General features: G+C 63.6%; 13 protein-coding genes. 5 read left to right on the top strand and 8 right to left on the bottom strand.

What is annotated here, in order from left to right; genetic code table 11:
* Positions 1-66 precede the first annotated feature (66 nt).
* The gene (locus IB268_RS22930; protein WP_192354861.1) at positions 67-405 is read right to left on the bottom strand and encodes a hypothetical protein; all 339 of its coding nucleotides are present in this window, start codon (positions 403-405) and stop codon (positions 67-69) included.
* A 162-nt stretch (positions 406-567) separates the two neighbouring features.
* Here IB268_RS22930 and IB268_RS22925 point away from each other — a divergent pair, with 162 nt between their 5' ends.
* A complete protein-coding gene (locus IB268_RS22925; protein ID WP_192354860.1) occupies positions 568-1713 on the top strand; it encodes an alpha-hydroxy acid oxidase in 1146 nt (381 codons plus the stop codon).
* A 55-nt stretch (positions 1714-1768) separates the two neighbouring features.
* Here the strand turns inward: IB268_RS22925 and IB268_RS22920 are convergent, their stop codons facing one another.
* The 4 genes from IB268_RS22920 to IB268_RS22905 all read right to left on the bottom strand — a co-directional run bounded on the left by IB268_RS22920 (position 1769) and on the right by IB268_RS22905 (position 12558).
* The gene (locus tag IB268_RS22920; protein WP_192354859.1) at positions 1769-7312 is read right to left on the bottom strand and encodes an autotransporter-associated beta strand repeat-containing protein; all 5544 of its coding nucleotides are present in this window, start codon (positions 7310-7312) and stop codon (positions 1769-1771) included.
* A gap of 691 nt (positions 7313-8003) precedes the next feature.
* Positions 8004-9851, bottom strand: a complete 1848-nt coding sequence (locus tag IB268_RS22915; RefSeq protein ID WP_192354858.1) for a M48 family metallopeptidase — start codon at positions 9849-9851, stop codon at positions 8004-8006.
* A gap of 2 nt (positions 9852-9853) precedes the next feature.
* A complete protein-coding gene (locus tag IB268_RS22910; protein ID WP_192354857.1) occupies positions 9854-11863 on the bottom strand; it encodes a DUF4034 domain-containing protein in 2010 nt (669 codons plus the stop codon).
* A 179-nt stretch (positions 11864-12042) separates the two neighbouring features.
* The gene (locus IB268_RS22905) at positions 12043-12558 is read right to left on the bottom strand and encodes a hypothetical protein (protein WP_192354856.1); all 516 of its coding nucleotides are present in this window, start codon (positions 12556-12558) and stop codon (positions 12043-12045) included.
* A 166-nt stretch (positions 12559-12724) separates the two neighbouring features.
* Between IB268_RS22905 and IB268_RS22900 the strand changes: the two genes are divergently transcribed.
* The 4 genes from IB268_RS22900 (at position 12725) to IB268_RS22885 (ending at position 15066) form a co-directional block, all read left to right on the top strand.
* Complete coding sequence (locus IB268_RS22900; protein ID WP_192354855.1) at positions 12725-13108, top strand: hypothetical protein; 384 nt, start codon at positions 12725-12727, stop codon at positions 13106-13108.
* A gap of 247 nt (positions 13109-13355) precedes the next feature.
* The gene (locus tag IB268_RS22895; RefSeq protein WP_192354854.1) at positions 13356-14000 is read left to right on the top strand and encodes a hypothetical protein; all 645 of its coding nucleotides are present in this window, start codon (positions 13356-13358) and stop codon (positions 13998-14000) included.
* Between the two features lie 67 nt (positions 14001-14067).
* Complete coding sequence (locus IB268_RS22890) at positions 14068-14448, top strand: hypothetical protein (RefSeq protein WP_192328409.1); 381 nt, start codon at positions 14068-14070, stop codon at positions 14446-14448.
* A 45-nt stretch (positions 14449-14493) separates the two neighbouring features.
* On the top strand, positions 14494-15066 hold the full coding sequence (locus IB268_RS22885) for an HD family hydrolase (RefSeq protein ID WP_192354853.1): 573 nt from the start codon (positions 14494-14496) through the stop codon (positions 15064-15066).
* 25 nt (positions 15067-15091) lie between these two features.
* Here the strand turns inward: IB268_RS22885 and IB268_RS22880 are convergent, their stop codons facing one another.
* The 3 genes from IB268_RS22880 to IB268_RS22870 all read right to left on the bottom strand — a co-directional run bounded on the left by IB268_RS22880 (position 15092) and on the right by IB268_RS22870 (position 17948).
* Entirely contained in the window at positions 15092-15976 is an 885-nt protein-coding gene (locus IB268_RS22880) for a DMT family transporter (protein WP_192354852.1), read from the bottom strand.
* Positions 15977-16036: 60 nt separating this feature from the next.
* The gene (locus IB268_RS22875; protein WP_192352367.1) at positions 16037-16960 is read right to left on the bottom strand and encodes a bifunctional helix-turn-helix transcriptional regulator/GNAT family N-acetyltransferase; all 924 of its coding nucleotides are present in this window, start codon (positions 16958-16960) and stop codon (positions 16037-16039) included.
* A gap of 127 nt (positions 16961-17087) precedes the next feature.
* Complete coding sequence (locus IB268_RS22870; RefSeq protein WP_192354851.1) at positions 17088-17948, bottom strand: hypothetical protein; 861 nt, start codon at positions 17946-17948, stop codon at positions 17088-17090.
* Positions 17949-18096 lie beyond the last annotated feature (148 nt).

Here is an 18096-nt window from a genome sequence, read left to right as displayed (position 1 = left end):
ACTACGCTTGCCGGCGCCATGTTTCAAGGCGCCGCGCAGCCACTTCGGGCGCGTGGCAATGAGGGCTCAGTCCTTGCCGGCCATGGCCCGCATGGGCTGGCAGGTCAGCTCCTTTTCTTCCTCCCCGAAATCCGCCATGTCCTTGCGCGCCTTGGCGTAGGCGCGCAGATACTCCGCATCGAACACCAGCGACGACACGCCGGACTCGCGCGTGGCGGACTGCTGCCGCTTCTTCAGGACCTCCAGCAGTTCGGGGGTCAGCACCTCGCAATACTCCATGATGGCGTGGATCTGGGCCAAGGAGGTGGCGCGCTCCAGGTTCTGTTGCGCCGAGACGGTTGCGGCGGGCAGCGACAGGACGGTGGCCGCGAGCAGCGTGGCCGGTTTGAGCAGGAGGTGAGGCATTGCGGAGTACTTCCGTTCGTAGGGCGAAAGCCCGCATTTAACACGATCTGCGCTTGGGTCCATTTTCATGCCCTTGGAAATGTGGCTATCGGTCTACAATTCCTCGCGCTCCATCCGGGGGCTCAGGCTGTCTGTACGTGTAGTGTCGATAAAGGTCCACCCATGCGTCTGAACCAGTGCCAGAACTTCCACGACTTTCGCCGCATGGCCCGCCAGCGGCTGCCAGGCCCCATCTTCAATTACATCGACGGCGCCGCCGACGATGAAACCACCTACCGCCGCAACACCGCGGCCTTCGAATCCTGCGATCTGCTGCCCGACGTGCTGCGCGGCGTGGCGGACGTGGATATGTCGGTGACCGTGATGGGCCAGAAGCTGGCGCTGCCGGTCTATTGCTCGCCCACCGCCTTGCAGCGGCTGTTCCATCATGACGGCGAACGCGCCGTGGCCGCCGCCGCGGGCAAGTTCGGCACCATGTTCGGCGTCTCCTCGCTGGGCACCGTCAGCCTGGAAGAAGCCCGCAAGATCAGCGGCGGCCCCCAGGTCTACCAGTTCTACTTCCACAAGGACCGCGGCCTGAACCGCGAGATGATGGCCCGCGCCAAGGAGGCCGGTGTGCAGGTCATGATGCTGACCGTGGACAGCATCACTGGCGGCAACCGCGAACGCGACAAGCGCACCGGCTTCGCCATTCCGTTCAGGCTCAATCTTGCCGGCATCGCGCAGTTCGCCATCAAGCCAGCCTGGGCGCTCAATTACCTAACCCACGAACGCTTCCGGCTGCCGCAGCTGGACACCCACGTCGACATGGGCGGCGGCGCCATGTCCATCAGCCGCTACTTCACCGACATGCTGGACCCGGCCATGACCTGGGACGACGTCGCTGCCATGGTGCAGGAATGGGGCGGGCAGTTCTGCCTGAAGGGCGTGATGTCGGTGGAAGACGCCAGGCGCGCGGCCGACATAGGCTGCACCGGCATCGTGCTGTCCAACCACGGCGGCCGCCAATTGGACGGCTCGCGCAGCGCTTTCGACCAGCTCGCGGAAATCGTCGACGCGGTTGGCGACCGCATCGACGTGATGATGGACGGCGGCGTGCAGCGTGGCACCCACGTGCTCAAGGCGCTGGCGCTGGGCGCCAAGGCAGTGGGCCTGGGCCGCTACTATTTGTTCCCGCTGGCGGCCGCGGGCCGGCCTGGCGTGGAGCGTGCGCTGGAACTGATGCGGGTCGAGATCGAGCGCGCCATGAAGCTGATGGGATGCAGGACTGTCGGCGACTTGCAGCGGCGGCACTTGCGGTTCCGCTGATCGATTGCCAGGTCCGCGGATCGGGCTGTGTACGCCCGATCCGCGTCGCTGCACTTCAGAACGCTATCTTCACGCCGAGCTTGCCGTTGAAGTTCTGGCCGTCGCCCCGCAGGCTGATCTCCGAGCCCACGCTGCCGTACACGGAGACGTTGCGCTTGACGCCCACGTCCGCGCCCAGGTTCAGTTGCACTGATGCGCCCTTCATGTCGGCCCGGAACGGCACATAGCCGTTCTGTGATGAGAACTCGGTGGTCGGATTGGTCAGGAATTCATTGACGAGGCTGGCGCGCAGCCAGGTCGTGGCGACCCGTTTGCCCTGCGGTCCGGGATCCAGCTCCACCGTGCGCGCCAGGCGCACGCCCACGCGGCCCCTCAGGCTGTCGACGTCGTTGAAGCGGATCTTGGCGGCGCCGTCGTTGGCGTCGTTGAGATTGACGTTCTGGAAGACGAGCTGCGCCTGCGGTTCGATGACCCATTCGTCGTTCAGGCGGAACGGATAGCCGCCTTCCAGCGAGGTCGCGAAGCCGAAGCCGCGCGTGTCCAGGTTGTAGCCCGCGGGCGAGCGGCCGTTGTCCACGTCGTAGCGCGTGCCCTGGATCACGGCGTCGACATACCAGCCTTCCTTGCCGATATGCGTCCAGTAGCCGCCCAGCGTCACGCCATTCATGGCCGCCTGGCCGGCCGAGCGGCCGTCCAGATGGTCGACGTCGGCCGTCGCGCGACCGAAGGCCACGTAGGCGCCGGCATGGTCCATGCTGCCGTTGGCGTTGGCGCGGCGGTAGAGGTCCACGCCGGATTGCAGGCCATAGATTTTGTAGTCGTAGTCCGGTCCTCGGGATCCCAGGATGCCCGAGTTGCTGCCGTTGCGCTCGCCCGTTACGCCGATGACGCGGCCCCACACCAGGGAATTGCTGCCGGCGGGGGTGGAGGGCAGGGCATAGCGCGCCTCGCCGATGCGCTCATGCAGTGAGTCCAGGAAGGTCGAGCCGTAGCGCAAGGCCAACTCCGGCGTCGCTACGGCCGTAGAGACTTCGGGCCGGTAGTTGGGCGGCGCGGGAGGCACGGGCGTGGGCGGGTTGGGCGGCACCGGAGGAACCGGCGGATTCGGCGGAACCGGGGGCTCCGGGTCCTTGCAGGCGGGATTGCTGGGTGCGGCGGCGCAGTCCACCGTCGAACGCAGGTACCAGTTCTGCAGGCCGCTGCCGTCCACGCTGGAGCGTTGCAGCGTATAGGCATAGGGGCCCGCGGCGACGTAGCCGCCGGCATTGCCGAGTGAGAACGCGCTGGCGCCGGTGGTGCCGCCATTGACGGCATCGATCAGCAGGATGCCGTTGCCAGTGGTCACGGCGCCGGCGCCGCCGGCATTGCTGACGATCAACGAAGACGAGCCGGAGGCCGCGCCGCCATTGATCACCAGCCGGTCGGACGGCGAGCCGTCGCCGCCGAGCAAGGTGTTCATCGCGATCCGGCCGCCCTGGCCGACGTAGTTCGGCGTCGTCAGCGTGGTGCCGGGCGCGGTGCCGGTGCCCATGTTGATGAGTCCGGCATTGGTCACGCCGGCCGTGGCCTGGCTGTAGCCGTTCAGATCGAGGGTGCCTGCCGCTGCCACGTTCACGGCCGAGTTCGGACTGAGCGTGGAAGCTGCGCCCGCGCGCAGCACGCCGCTATTGACGTTGGTAGGGCCGCCATAAGTGTTCTGCGCGGTCAGGATCGTGGCGCCGGAACCGTTCTGATTGACCGTGCCGCCGCCCGAGATCAGGCCCGCGAACGTCACTGTATCGGAGCGGTTGAAGGTCAACGCGCCGTTGTTCGCCACGTCGCCCAGGATGGCGCCCGAGGCGCCGCCATTGCCCAGCTGCAGCGTGCCTGCCGAAATCGTGGTGCCGCCGGTGTAGGTGTTGTTCGCGATCAGGATGGTGGTGCCTGTGCCGATCTGGTTGACCACGCCGCCGCCGGAGATCAGCCCGGGGAAGGTCTGGACATCGGAACGGTTGAAGGTCAGCGCGCCGTTGTTCGTCACGTCGCCCAGGATGGCGCCCGTGGTGCCGCCATTGCCCAGCTGCAGCGTGCCTGCCGAGATGCTCGTGCCACCCGTGTAGGTATTGTCCGCGGTCAGGATGGTGGTGCCAGCGCCGATCTGGTTGACCACACCGCTGCCCGAGATCAGTCCGGGGAATGTCTGGACATCGGAACGGTTGAACGTCAACGCACCGTTGTTCGTCACGTCGCCCAGGATGGCGCCCGTAGTGCCGCCGTTACCCAATTGCAGCGTGCCGGCCGCAATCGTGGTGCCGCCGGTGTAGGTGTTGTTGGCCGTCAGGATCGTGGTGCCCGTACCGATCTGGTTGACCGTGCCGCTGCCGGAGATCAAGCCAGGAAAGGTCTGGACATCGGAACGGTTGAATGTCAGCGCGCCATTGTTCGCCACGTCGCCCACGATGGCGCCCGAGGCGCCGCCGTCGCCCAATTGCAGGGTGCCCGCCGCGATCGTCGTCCCGCCCGTGTAGCTGTTGTCGCCCGTCAGCACGGTGGTGCCTGTGCCTATCTGGTTGACCGCGCCGCTGCCGGAGATCTGGCCGGCAAGCGTCATGGTGTCGGAGCGGTTGAAGGTCAGCGCGCCGTTGTTCGTCACGTCGCCCAGGATGGCGCCCGTGGTGCCGCCATTGCCCAGCTGCAGCGTGCCTGCCGAGATGCTCGTGCCACCCGTGTAGGTGTTGTCCGCGGTCAGGACGGTGGTGCCAGCGCCGATCTGGTTGACCACACCGCTGCCGGAGATCAGTCCGGGGAAGGTCTGGACATCGGAACGGTTGAACGTCAACGCGCCGTTGTTCGCCACGTCGCCCAGGATGGCGCCCGTGGTGCCGCCATTGCCCAATTGCAGCGTGCCGGCCGAAATCGTGGTGCCGCCGGTGTAGGTGTTGTTGGCCGTCAGGATCGTGGTGCCCGTACCGGTCTGGTTGACCACGCCGCTGCCCGAGATCAGGCCGGGGAAGGTCTGGACATCGGAACGGTTGAACGTCAGCGCGCCGTTGTTCGCCACATCGCCCAGGATGGCGCCGGTGGTGCCGCCATTGCCCAATTGCAAGGTGCCCGCCGCAATCGTGGTGCCGCCGGTGTAGGTGTTGTCGGCCGTCAGGATCGTGGTGCCCGTACCGATCTGGTTGACCACGCCGCCGCCGGAGATCAGGCCGGGAAAGGTCTGGACATCGGAACGATTGAACGCGAGCGCCCCATTGTTGGTCACATTGCCCACGATGGCGCCCGTGGTGCCGCCGTTGCCCAATTGCAGGGTGCCCGCCGCGATCGTCGTTCCGCCCGTGTAGCTGTTGTTGCCCGTCAGCACGGTGGTGCCCGAGCCGATCTGGTTGACCGCGCCGCTGCCGGAGATCTGGCCGGCGAGCGTCATGGTGTCGGAGCGATTGAAGGCCAGCAAGCCGTTGTTCGCCACATTGCCCAGGATGGACCCCGAAGTGCCGCCATTGCCCAGTTGCAGGGCGCCTGCCGAGATCGTGGTGCCGCCGGTGTAGGTGTTGTCGGCCGTCAAAACCGTGGTGCCGGTTCCGACCTGGTTGACCACGCCACTGCCAGAGATCTGGCCCGCAAAGGTTTGGACATCGGAGCGGTTGAAGGTCAGCACGCCATTGTTTGCCACGTCGCCCAGGATGGCGCCCGTAGTGCCGCCGCTACCCAATTGCAGCGTACCGGCGGAAATCGCGGTGCCGCCGGTGTAGGTGTTGTTGGCCGTCAGGATCGTGGTGCCAGTGCCGATCTGGTTGACCACGCCGCTGCCGGAGATCTGGCCCGCGAAGGTCTGGATGTCGGAGCGGTTGAAGGCCAGCGCGCCGTTGTTCACCACATTGCCCAGGATGGCGCCAGTTGTGCCGCCGTTACCCAGCTGTAGGGTGCCGGCCGAAATCGTGGTGCCGCCGGTGTAGGTGTTGTTGGCCGTCAGGACCGTGGTGCCGGTTCCGATCTGGTTGACCACGCCGCTGCCGGAGATCAGGCCGGGGAATGCCAACGTGTCGGAACGGTTGAAGGCCAGCGCCCCGTTATTGGTCACATCGCCCAGGATGGCGCCGGTAGTGCCGCCGTTGCCTAGTTGTAGCGTACCCGCCGAGATCGTGGTCGCGCCCGTGTAGGTGTTGTTGCCCGTCAGCACCGTGGTGCCGGCGCCGATCTGGCTGACCGAGCCGGTGCCTGAAATCTGGCCACCGAGCGTCAGGGTGTTGGAGCGATCGAACACCAGCGCCCCGTTGTTGGCCACGTTGCCCAGGATGGCGCCCGTGGTGCCGCCATTGCCCAGCTGCAGGGTGCCTGCCGAGATCGTGGTGCCGCCGGTGTAGGTATTGTTGGCCGTCAGGATCGTGGCGCCCGTGCCATTCTGGTTGACCACGCCGCTGCCCGAGATCAGGCCTGCGAAGGTCACGCTGTCGGTGCGGTTGAAAGTCAGGGCGCCGTTGTTCGCAACGTTGCCCACGATGGCGCCGGTAGTGCCGCCGTTGCCCAGCTGCAGCGTGCCGCCGGCGATCGTGGTGCCGCCCGTGTAGTTGTTGTTGGCGGTCAGTATCGTGGTGCCGTTGTACGTACTGAGCTTGCCCGCGCCGGTGATCCCCGGAGTGAACACATAGCCGCTGGTGTCGGTGTGATTGAACACCAGCGTCCCGGTCGCGCCCAGCGTCAGGCTGGGGCTGGGGCCCGTCAGCGCCAGCGTGCCGGGCGCTGCAGCGGCAGCCAATGCCGCCGCGCCGATATTGATGACACCCTGCGAACCGGCGGTCACGCCTGCCCGCGCGCTGACCGCGCTGACCGTGGCGTTGTTCGAGATGGTTAGGGCACCGGAGCCGGCGTTGCCCACCGTAAGGACCCCGGAGTTTGTCCACGAGGAGCCGGTGCCGTCGATGGTGACCGCGCCCGTCGCGCTGGCGCCTGCGCCTATGGTTCCAAGCGTACTGGAAACCGCGGCGCCGTTCGTGATGTCGAGTTGGCCCTTGCCGGTGGTGCCGACGCTGAGTTCAGCGCTGCTGTTCCACTGCGATCCAACGCCGCTTATGGTCACCGTACCCACGCCGGTCGTGTCATAGCCGATATAGCCAAGGCCATTAGTCACGACAGCGCCGTTGGTGATTTGCACTGTGCCAGTGCCTGTCTGGCCCACGCGCATGAACCCAGCGGTGTTCAGCTGCGAGCCCGCGCCGCTTATCGTCAGCGTGCCGGAACTGCCGGCAGCAACACCCAGGTAGGTATTGGTCGTGCTCGTTACATGGCCGCCATTCGAGATGCCCAGCGTGCCGGTGCCGAAATTCCCGATATTGAGCCCCGGCCCGGCGGTCCACTGCGCGCCTATGCCATTCACGGTCACGTTGCCTGTGCTGCCGACTTGGCGGCCGATAAAGCCGGATCCGCTCGATACCACGCCGCCCGCGCCAATCTGCAGCGTGCCGGTGCTGGTGTTGCCTATCGTCAGAGAACTGGCTCCCAGGTTCCAGGGCGAACTCTGCGACCCGGGAACGGTGACTATCGATCCGCCATCGATATTCTGAGAATAGGCGGGGAATGCGCCCAACGCGATCAGGAATGCGCTGGAAAGCTTGAATGACAAGCGGACGTCAATTGGTGACAAGGGCTGCATCTTCTCTACTCACTTATTCAAAAGAAATTTAGTGAAGTGATCGTCTGCGCGTAATGCCTGCCAATTGAATTTGCCGGTGGGTGAAAGCGCCGGCAAGGGCAGGGGATAAGAATAAGCCTGTTTATCGTTGTCGTTACAACAATAAATAGGGACATATTTTGGCGCGCAGGAATCTGGGGCTCCCCGTTCATTCAAACGGGAGCCATGGGTATGCGATGAAAATGCCGGGAGATCAGGGAACCGAGGCGATTCCGATCAGAGGCTGGAAATGGACAGCGTCCGGGCCCGGGCGTGCGCGCAAGGCGGCGCTACGGCAGGCGAGGCTGTGGGGGAGGAGGGACATACGGGCAACGCGCATGGTAGATCGAACCGACAAAAAAAGAATGCCTAGCCTCAGTAGTTCTATTCCATGGCAGAGCTGTTTGGACCTCCGGATTCAGCACATGGTCTGGAAATGCACGAACGAGGGTTTTGCAAAGGAGGTCAGGTTCAGAGTATTGCCGAAAAATGCGGGTGCGATTGAGGCAGATCAATATCCGTGCGCGGTAGGCGCTTAAGTAGCTGTTTAGGCGCAGAGCATCGTCGTGTTTCCACAACCGGTGGCAATAGTGTTGCGGATCGCGATGCCGCAGCGCTGTCCAGTGTTTGGTACGTGAGCTGTTCAGGCGCCGATCCGGCGCAGCAGGCTGGCCGGCGTGCACTGGCTTAGCAATGGATCGCCGGCTTCCATCAGCACCGGTTCGACAGGCTGACGCAGGCGCGGCAGCAGCCGCGCCAGCAGCATCTCGCAATCGCGCCGCAAATAGCTTTGTTCGCCCGTCAGTTTGCCGATGGCGCGTGCCCAGGCCGAATCCTGCGCCAGCACCAGCAGCGCGAGATGGCCGTTGCCGGCATCGCGCAGCAGCCAGACGCCGGTGGCGGCGCGCAGCAGCGGGTCCAGCGTGTCGGCGAGTTTGCGCAGTTCGGACTCGCCGAGGCCATGCGGCTGATAACGCGCGTGGCCATCCTCGGTCTGGAGCTGCCGCTCCAGCATGTCCGCCTCCACCCGCCAGGCTTGCGCCTGGCCGGCATCACCGCGCCGCAGCGCCGCTGCCGTCAGCTGGCGCAGGCAAGGCAGACGATGGGGACCGGGTTGCTCGATGGCTTGCCGCCATAGCGCCTCGGCGCCTGCCTCCAGGCGCGAAGTCTCGCCGTCGGCTTTGTCGGCGGCCCGGCGTAGCTGCGACGCGGCCAGTTGGCACAGCGTGGGCAGGTGGCCGGGATGATCCTGCAAATTCTGCTCGAGCATGGCGGCGGCGCCGTCCGCGTCCCCCGTCAGCGTGTCGGCGTACCAGGCCATGCGCGCCCGTTCGTCGGCCGACAGCGCGCGCAGGCGCTGCTTGCGTAGCAACTCATGGTGGCCGGCAATGGCTTCGTCGCGTTCGTTCTGCGCCTCGCGGGCGGCCTGCGCGATGGCATCGCGCTGCGATTCGTCCAGCGCATGGGCCAACGGCAGGCGTTGGTCGGCCAGCCATGCTTCAGCGGCGTTGGGCGAGGCGCGGCGCCAGGGCAAGGGGCTGGGGTGAGCGGCATGCAGCGCGGCCAGACGGTCCGACAGGGAAGGATGCGTGTCGTCATCGGCGGTCGGGAGGCACAGCGCCCGATGCAGCCAGGCCTGCGCTTCGGCTTCGTCGCGAGGGTAAGGCAGCCCGGCCTCGCCGGCCAGCCGTCCGTGTAGAGGGGGCGGCTGTGCGTCAGGGGCTTGTGCGTATACGTCCGGCCAATACTCGCGCAAGGCCCGGCCCTGCAAGGACACGGCCAGCAGCGCGCTCGCTGCCGCATCGGCGCCGCAGGCTCGGGCCGATTGCGCATCGGCTTCGTACTCGCACTCCCGCGCAAAATCCAGGCTCGCCGCCAGAAAACGCGGCACGTGCCAATTCATGAAAAGGCGCAGCGGCCCCGTCGACAGCCCCTTGCGCCGTTCCAGCTGCCTTGCGGCTTCCTGCCACTGCAGGCGTGCGAAATACACCCGGCTGGCATAGCGCCCGTGGCTGCCCGCGATATGCGCGCATTCATGCGCCAGAATGGCGCGGCAGGACTCGGCCGAGAGCATCTCCAGCAGCGGCTGCCCCAGCCATAGGACGTTGCGTGTGCGGCCCAGCAGGCGCCGGTGCTGCCGGATGCTGGCGTTGAACTCGCCGTTCACGTAGACGGCGTCCAGCGTCGGCGCACCCAGGCGGGCGCGCACTTGCTCGATCTCGCGGAACAGCGCCGGCGCGTCTTCGGCTTGCAGGCGGATGCCGTCTTCAGCGCCCGGCGGGCGCGCGGCGAAAGGCAGGCGCAGCATCGCCCAGCCCGCGAATGGCAGGGGCAGGGCCAGCGCGGCGGCGGCCACGCCCAACACGCCCGGCAAGGCTGCATACAGCCACGCGGGCGCCGTGCATAGCGCCACGCCGGCTCCTGCCAAGGCGGCATCGCCCAGCCACAGCCGGGCAGACAGCTTCAGTCCCGACAGGCTGCCGCGCGCCATGCTTACTGCGCGGCCGGCTTGGGCGGCAGGTCTTCGGCCGATACGCCGCCGCGGCCCAGATAGGCGCCGAACACCGTGCCTATGGTCTTGACCAGGCTATGCGAGTTCATCACCTGGGCCTGGATGTCTTCGATGTCCTCGTCGTCCGGCTGCAGGCGGCAGGCATGCTGCGCCCATTCGATCGCGGCAAAGCGGTTCTTCTTGGCGCCGCGGCCGTGCGTGTAGGCCAGGGCGATCTCCGCGCTGGCGCGCCCGGCGCGCCAGTCGTCGTCTTCCTCGACCAGCGGGCGCAGATAGGCGCGCACGCCTTCCTGCTGCTCCTGCTCGGTGCCATGGTCGCGCAACAGCACGCCGATGCGCAGGCGAGCCAGCGCTTCCGCGCGCGGTTCCTCGCGCGCGCCTTGCAGCAGCCACAGCACCCGGTCCAGGTTCTCGCGGCGCGAGAAGTCCATCTCGCCGTCGAAGATATTGCGATGGGCCATGTTGTACTTGGCCAGCGGCGAACCGTCCTCGACCGCGCGCGCCAGCCATTGGTCGCGCACTTCGTTGTCGAGGTAACTGTCGGGCGTGTTGTCGCGGAAGCCCCGGTGAATGTCGTACATGCTGCAGGCGGCGTCCGGCACACGCCGATCCGCCAGCTGCTGCGACAGGAAATAGCCCTGCTCATGGTCGCCGCCATCCCATAGCATCGCGGCAGCCGCCAGCACGTTGAAATCGTCGTCCATCTGGTCAGCAGCCAGCACCGCCGCACGGTCCAGCAGCTGCTGCGCACGCGCGGGATTCTGCGCAAAACCCCAACGGCCGAACTGATGCGCCACCGCCGCCAGCGCATGCGCCGTGGCCACCTGGTCCCAACCGCACATGCGTTCCAGTACGCGCTTGAATGCGCCATCGTCGTCGGGCTGGTGATGGATGATGCTCACGTGGGCGAAGCTGCGGAACGGCCCGTCCACCTGCGCGAAATACTCGTTCGGCCCGAACGCCGCTACGCTTTGGCCATGCAGTGCGCGGGCGCGGGCCTGGTCCTGCAGCGAATAGCTGGCGAACTGCGCGTAGTAGCCCAAGGCCATGCCGCGCTCCGTCGGCCGCAGCTCGCGTTGCAGGAACGAATCGAACACGCGGCGGTACTCTTCCACGGCCTGCGTGTCGTCCGGCTCCGGATAGCTGTCCAGCGAGTCATAAATCCCGATCCAGCGGATCGCATTGCGTTGCGGCTCCGTCAGCGCCGCGCACAGCGGGCCGCCGGCCATGCCGTCGATGTCCTCGTAGCTGCCGCCCCAACGCGGTTGCAGGTACTGCGCGTAGGCCGTCAGCGCGCCCAGATGCCCGGGCCGCAGGTCCAGAGCCCGCAGCAGCCAATAGTCCTTTGCTTGCTCAATTTCATGCTCGGCGCGCGGTGCCAACCACGCGGGCAGGGTTTGCGGCGCCTCTTGCAGGCGCGGTACGCCCACGGAGGCCAAATGCGCCAGCGCCGCATCCATCAAGCCTTCTTCCTCGATGTCGTCATGTGTCAAGGTCTCGGGCGGATTGCCCGTGAATAGCGCGCGCAGCCAGTACGGCTCCTTGAAATGGGCGGCTAGCTGCATCATCGTCACGCAAGCCGCAATCGGACGCGGCGAAAGCGCCATCGCCTGCAGCAAGGCGGCGGCAGAACGTTCGCAAGCCAGCGCCGCGCCCAGCCAGCGGTCCTGCGTGACGCTGTCCGCCCAGCCATAGCCGCGTATGTCTGCGGCGCGGCCGTAGCAGAAATTACCCATCACCAGCTGCGCGTGATACGAGTCCGGGCGGGCGGCGATCCAGGCTTGCAGAAAGTCCGAGGCGTCCTGGTACGACACCGTCGAGTAGTCGAACAGGGTGCCGGAATTGGCCGCCTCGAAATAGGGCGCGCCGGGGTTTTCAGTATCGGCCCAGTCTTGCTGTTCCAGGTCGGCGTAATAGGCGTCGAGCTGCGGGTAGGCGCGAGACTGAACCAGGGCGCGGACGTCGCGGCGGATCGAGGAGAGGGATTGCAAGAGGGCACCTGAAGACATGTGCGGGACTGGCCCGCCGAAGGGGGCGATGATGCCTGATCCACGGCACAGGTGGTGATTGAAAGCGGCTTTTTATGAAAAAATAAATCAAAAAGTAACAATAATGACCGCTATTGGCCCATTACGTCTTTATCAGCTGTTTTCTTGCCGCGAAATCATATTCAGCGGGCGTCGCCTTCATTCGGATTCAGGCCTGCCGCAATCAGACGCCAGGATGGAATCCGATACTCGTACCATGCTTCCTCCAACGTCGCATATCGCTGAAACCAGGGCGCAAGATGGTTTTCAATATCCGTCGCCAAGGTCGTCAGCCATTCCTCCATGCCCCGGGCATCGCTGATCTTGAGCACCGCGCCGCTGCCCAACGTAGGTTCCAGGATTAGCCCGGCAGCTGGCTTCAAATAGGCGCGGCGGTACATGCGCCCCTTGTTCCAGACTTCTGCTGGCACGTAGACCGGCCATTCCTTTTCATACGGAAAGGACACGTAAACGCCCAAGGACACGTGCTGCGCGTCGTCGAACGAGCCCTTGTAGCGGATCAGTTCCACGCCTTGCTGCAATTCGCCGCAGGCTCGCCACAGGCGACGCTTGCCCTTTTTCTTCCAGCCAGCGAACGCGGGCTGTGCGCGCAACAGCTCCATGACGCCTTGTTCCAGATCGGCCAGGGCTATCGGCATGCGAGCCTCCAGGGCTTGAGGGCAAACTTCTGGCTGCAGTATTGCGTAGGTGTGTTCATCGATCGTCCATGTGTGAACGCTTCAGGCTTCAACGGTGCGCAAGGTCGCAAGGTATCATGCGCAGGTTTTCACGGATTGACCTCCTTCACGGTCAGAAGGCTTTTCAATGAAAAAAAGCATTCCGCTGGTATTGCTGTCGTCCATGCTGCTGACGGCTTGCGGTCCCGAAAAAATCATCGCCGATCTCCCTTCGCCTGGCGGAAAGTATCACGTCGAGGTCCGCAAATGCCCGCAGCGCGGGTCGCTGACCTGGGACGAGCAGACCCAGGTATCCGTGGTCGAGACCGGCGTGTCGGAAAAGTGCAATGCGTTCATCGTGGCGCTGACGCAGTTCCGGTCGTATACGCCTGATGAGCAACTGCAGCTTGAATGGATATCCGATACGGAACTCAGGGCCTGGCATCCCGCGTTCGAACCGAAGAATGGCCCCTGGGCCAGCACGGTCAAGCAGGGCGCGCCGGTCAAGGTGATATTCGCGCCTAAGCGTTAATCGGAGGCCGGTCATACGGCGATCTGCCAGGGCCGTACCGTAAACGTGATAATTTGTTGCCCCGCTGGCGCAGTTGTTACTGCTTGAATCCGCGGCTTCCAGTGAATGCGAAGTATCCGCAGGCGTATGCCGGTGAATTGCCGATTTTTTGCCCATCCGTGCAGTGCCATCTATGTTTGAATACGCTCCGTTTGCGCGCGAGGTTTGGCCCGCGGCAAAACCCATATTCGACGGAGCCTGATCCAGTATGTATTTCAGAGTTTTGGCCATGGGGCTGCTGATGGCCGGCGGCAATATTGCGCAGGCCGCCACCGTGCAGGAAGTCTTCAATGGAAAAATGCTGGGCAAGAGCCAGGCGCATTTCGAAACGATAGCCGGCGCGCCGCAGGAATCCTATGGCGACGATCGCGTGTTCGACGTGCAGGGCTGCCTGATCACCGCGACGATCCAGTCGGGCAAGGTATCGGCATTGAGCATGGAACCCTCTGAAACCTGCAAGCCCGACCTCGCCAGCTTCATCGGCGAATATGCGCCCAAGCCTGGGCAGAAAATCACCCCCGCCGCCTTTGGCTCTGACCTGACGTATACGGCAGATTGCCTGACCGACTGCGGCAACGCCGCCGATCCCTGGGTGTACGCAAGCTGGACCGCGCCTCGCGCAGCCGGTGGCATGGAAATCATGCTGGGCTTTGTACAGGCCGGAGACGAGGCGCTGGATGCAGCCGAGAAATGGGCCACGCAGATGGAAAAGGCGGAAGGCAAGGATTACCTGCTCAATAACAAATTCAATTGCGACGCCCGCTACAACAGCGTCGCCGATGCAGCTTTCAAGAACGTGATCGCGACCAGCGTCAAGGTCGGGTTCGATCTGCCGAAGGAATCTTGCCGCTAGGCCGCACTGCGAGCTGCTGTCTTTGCAATCCACGGCCATGTCAGGCCGATCCCAGGGGAAAAAATAAATGAAGAAGCTAATCTTGACGGTTCTTGTGGCTCAACTGCTTGCCGGGTGCGCGGGTTCCCCGCTAGGCAATATGATCAACAATGAACGCCAGGAAACCAGGGCTGACATGATGCAATCGTGGGTTGGCGAAAGCGAAGAAAAGCTGGTTTCCAAATGGGGGCCGCCCACCAACAGCTATACCTTGTCCAGCGGCGGCAAGATCATTTCGTACGAATACGTCCGTGGCATCATCAACAACACCATCTACCGATGCACGGAGAAGTTCAGGATTGATGACGGCACGGTCACCAAGTGGGGCCTTAGCTCCGGGTGCGACACAAGGATTCAAGACGGCGACCTGATATCGAAGGATATTCCCATTCCGCAGCCGACCTTGTGATGGCGGGCGCGGCCCATGGCCGCGCCGCATTGGGTTGGAATTGAAATGAATATCGAGAACATCAAAGGCCGGCTGGCCTTTCTGCAGGAAGCCGAAAAACTCAAGAGCGTGCTGCGTAGCGGATTCACGTCCACCGGCCGCCCCGAAAGCACGGCTGAACACAGCTGGCGCCTGTGCCTGATGGCCATGGCCTTCGAAGACGAGTTGGCCGGTCTGGACATGCTCAAGGTTCTGAAGCTGTGCGTGCTGCACGATCTGGGCGAGGCCATCCATGGCGACGTGCCCGCCATCGAGAAACACCATCATCCGGACAAGGCCAAACAGGAGAAAGCCGACCTGCTGCACCTGACCCGCTCCCTGGATGAGCAACAGCGCGCAGGAATCCTGGCGCTTTGGCAGGAATATGAGGATGGCGCCACGCCGGAAGCCAAAGCCGTCAAGGCCCTGGACAAGCTGGAAACCATCCTGCAGCACACGCAGGGTTTGAATCCGCCGGATTTCGACTATGGGTTCAACCTGACCTACGGCCAGAAGCACACCGACGCGGATCCTTTGTTTGCGCTGGTGCGCAGCATCCTGGACGAGAAGACGCGCGCCCGGATCAATCCAGAAACTTGAACGGTTTGATGCTCCAGGGGCAGAGTCAAGCGGCGCTCGCGCGCCGTTCATGCGTGCCGAACCAGACGCCCGATAACACCAGAACAAAAGCCCCCGTCAGGCGCCAGGTCAGCGGATACGAGCCGCTCAGCAGCTCGATCAATACTGCCGTGATCGGCGCCAGCGCCTGAAACGACATTACCCGGCTTGCCTCCAGGCGGCTCAACGCCCACAGCAGGCAAAAATAGCCCACCGCGCTGGAAAGCCCGATGAACACCACGTTCGCCCATTGAAAGCCGGACAGGCTGGGCAGCAATGGCGCGCTTCGCGCCAGGCAGACGCCCGCCAGGAACAAGACCGACACCAGCATCGCCACCACGCTGACATACATGGATGGATAGCGACGCAGGTACGGGCGATATAAAAGACTGCAAGCCGCGCCGATGAAGGTCGCGCCCAACAAGGCGGCCCATGCCCAGCCATCTGCGGCGCTGCCCACCGCGGCGGCAGAGGGTTGCAGCAATAGCGCAATCCCAGAGACCGCCACGCCCGCGCCGATCAGCCGCGGCCAGCTGAACTGCTCGCGTCCCGTGGCAATCGCCAGGCACAGCGTTACCAGCGGCAGCGTGGAAAACACCAGCGCGCAAGTGGCGGCCGGCAGCCGGGCCAGCGCGTAGTTCAACAGCAATATCAGCAGCGCGAATTGCAGTATGCCCAGGCCCGCCACCGCGCAGAAATCCTTGGCCGTGAACCGTACAGACCATCGCCGCAGCATGGGCACGGCAAGCACGAGCGCCCCGATGGCATAACGCAGGAAAGCCAGCGTCTCGGGCGACACGTCGCTCGACACCGCGCGGGTGGACACCATCGCGGCCCCCACAAGCGCGCCTGTGACGGCGGCGGCGCATATGGCCTGGGCGCGTTCACTCATCGGAGTCGAGCCTGTCCGTGGAAACGGATTTGATCTGGCCGCAGGGATGCATCGCGTGGCCTACAGATCCCGCGCCCAATACTGTCCCACCAGATCCTTGCCGAAACTGTGGTGCTGTTCTTCCTCGACCAGTTCGAAGCCGGCCTTTTCATAGATCCGGCGCGCGTCCGTCAGCACGCTATTGGTCCACAACACCATGCGCTTGTAGCTCGCCTGCCGCGCAAAACGCAGGCACTCGTCGACCAGCCGATGGCCTATGCCCAGCCCGCGCGCGGAGCCGTCCACATACAGCAGGCGCAGCTTCGCCGTGGTTTCGTCCTGCCGCACCACGAAGACAGAGCCCACCATCTTCCCGTCCTTCTCCGCGATCCAGCAGCGCTCTCGCTCGCGGTCGAACTCCCGGATGAACTTCGCCACGATCTCGGCCACCAGCGCCTCGTACTCCGAGTTCCAGCCGAATTCTTGCGCATAGACCATGGCCTGGTTTGCCACCACCAGCCCCATGTCGCCCGGGCGCGGATCGCGCAGCACATAGGGCAGGGGGGCTTTGTCGCCGAGCAGGTTCTGGATTTCGTTCATGGCATTGACCAGCTGCGCTTGCGCCGGCTCCGATAGCTGTTTGAGGATGGCGATGATCTCGTTGCGGGACGCTTCATTGAGCGGAGCAAACGCCGCCCGGCCGGCCTCTGTCAGTTCCAGCAGGCCGACGCGGGCATCCGCGGCCGAGCGCGTCTTGGCGATCAAGCCTTTCTTCTCGAAGCCCGAGATCACGCGGCTGACATACCCGGCGTCCAGGTTCAGTTCCCGGCACAGGTCCGACGTGCTGAGCGCCGGCCTGTGGGCCAGTTCATAAAGAATGCGGACTTCGGTCAGCGAGAACTCGCTGGCCAGCAGGTGCTCATGCAGGACGCCGATCTGGCGGGTGTAGAAACGGTTGAAATGCCGGACCGCTTCGGCGCGGTCGTAGAGCGATTGCTCTGTCATGGGGGAGTTCCAATTACTTGCTTAAGGCATATTATTGTTTGCTATAGGCAAGTAATTTTATATATTTTGCTATGATTATTTCAAGGCTATAGATGTTTTCTATCAAATAATCGAGCCATTTTCCGCCTTAGTTGTCGGTGTTGGGAGTTTCAATCAACTCTTTCAGCGTCATTGCGGAAAGGCCGTGTAAACGCAAGGAGCTTCCCTCGGTCCGCTCTATCGTCACATTGCCGCTTACCGGATCAAAAAGGATGATGGTGCTTCCGGTTGACGCGACATGTCGGCCTTCTGCAATCATGGAACCGTTTCTCCAGAGAGCGAGGCATGGAGTGGCCTTGCTTTTGTTCTCTTGCTGGGCAGATGTCTTTGGAAGGTCGGAGAGAATCAATCTCTCATTTCTGCTGCCGATTGGGGTGCAATGCTCAGCGGAAACTATCCAGGTTTGGAGCTGTTTCATTGCCCCCACGTATCCCAAATAGGGAAGGAGGGCAAATAGAATCAGCACGGTCTTCATGGCGAAAATAAGTAGCCAAGGTGCAATGCTGAGTGCGGCTAGTGGAATGAAGCCGATTATTTCCTTGCGCAGCCATCTCCGGCCTCTTTGAATGAACTGCCAGCCGGGAATCTTGGAGAGCATGAGCGCGATGCTGCTTCCGGCCTTTATCACGGGTTCGCGCACTTTCGGCGTGTGCGAGCCAATGAAAACCAAAGTGATTGCGAGGCCTATGGCCGCCATGACGATGGCCAACAGTTTGAAGTTTTCGAGGGTGTGTATCTCGTCCGCAATTTCTATCCAGCCGGAAAACGCGTGACTGGAGAGATGCAGAAGATCTAGTGGCGTGTCATACGTCAATTCCGTAGGCACGCCAAAGCGGCTTTCAATGGCACTGGCTGCACCATACCCCAGCATGGAGAGGGAAGCGGCTCCCAAAACCACCAATGAGGGTACGCCGATCACAAGTCCACGGATCAAGCCTTTTTCTGCCACATCAAACTCCTGTTTTCAATAAACCAGACTTAGCTAGATTTACGGCAGGAGCGGATGTAAATGTACCGATATGGCGGGATTTTCTTCGTGCCTCTGGAGTAGGGGGGCAGATGCTCGTCGATTGCGGGCGATAGCGCCGCTTTTGTCC

Origin of the sequence: Achromobacter sp. ACM01 (genome assembly GCF_014851745.1) — a bacterium.
In the GTDB taxonomy this organism is placed as follows: domain Bacteria; phylum Pseudomonadota; class Gammaproteobacteria; order Burkholderiales; family Burkholderiaceae_B; genus Achromobacter; species Achromobacter aegrifaciens.
The sequence above is the reverse complement of the archived record's forward strand: the minus strand, read 5'-3'. Positions and strand labels throughout refer to the sequence as shown.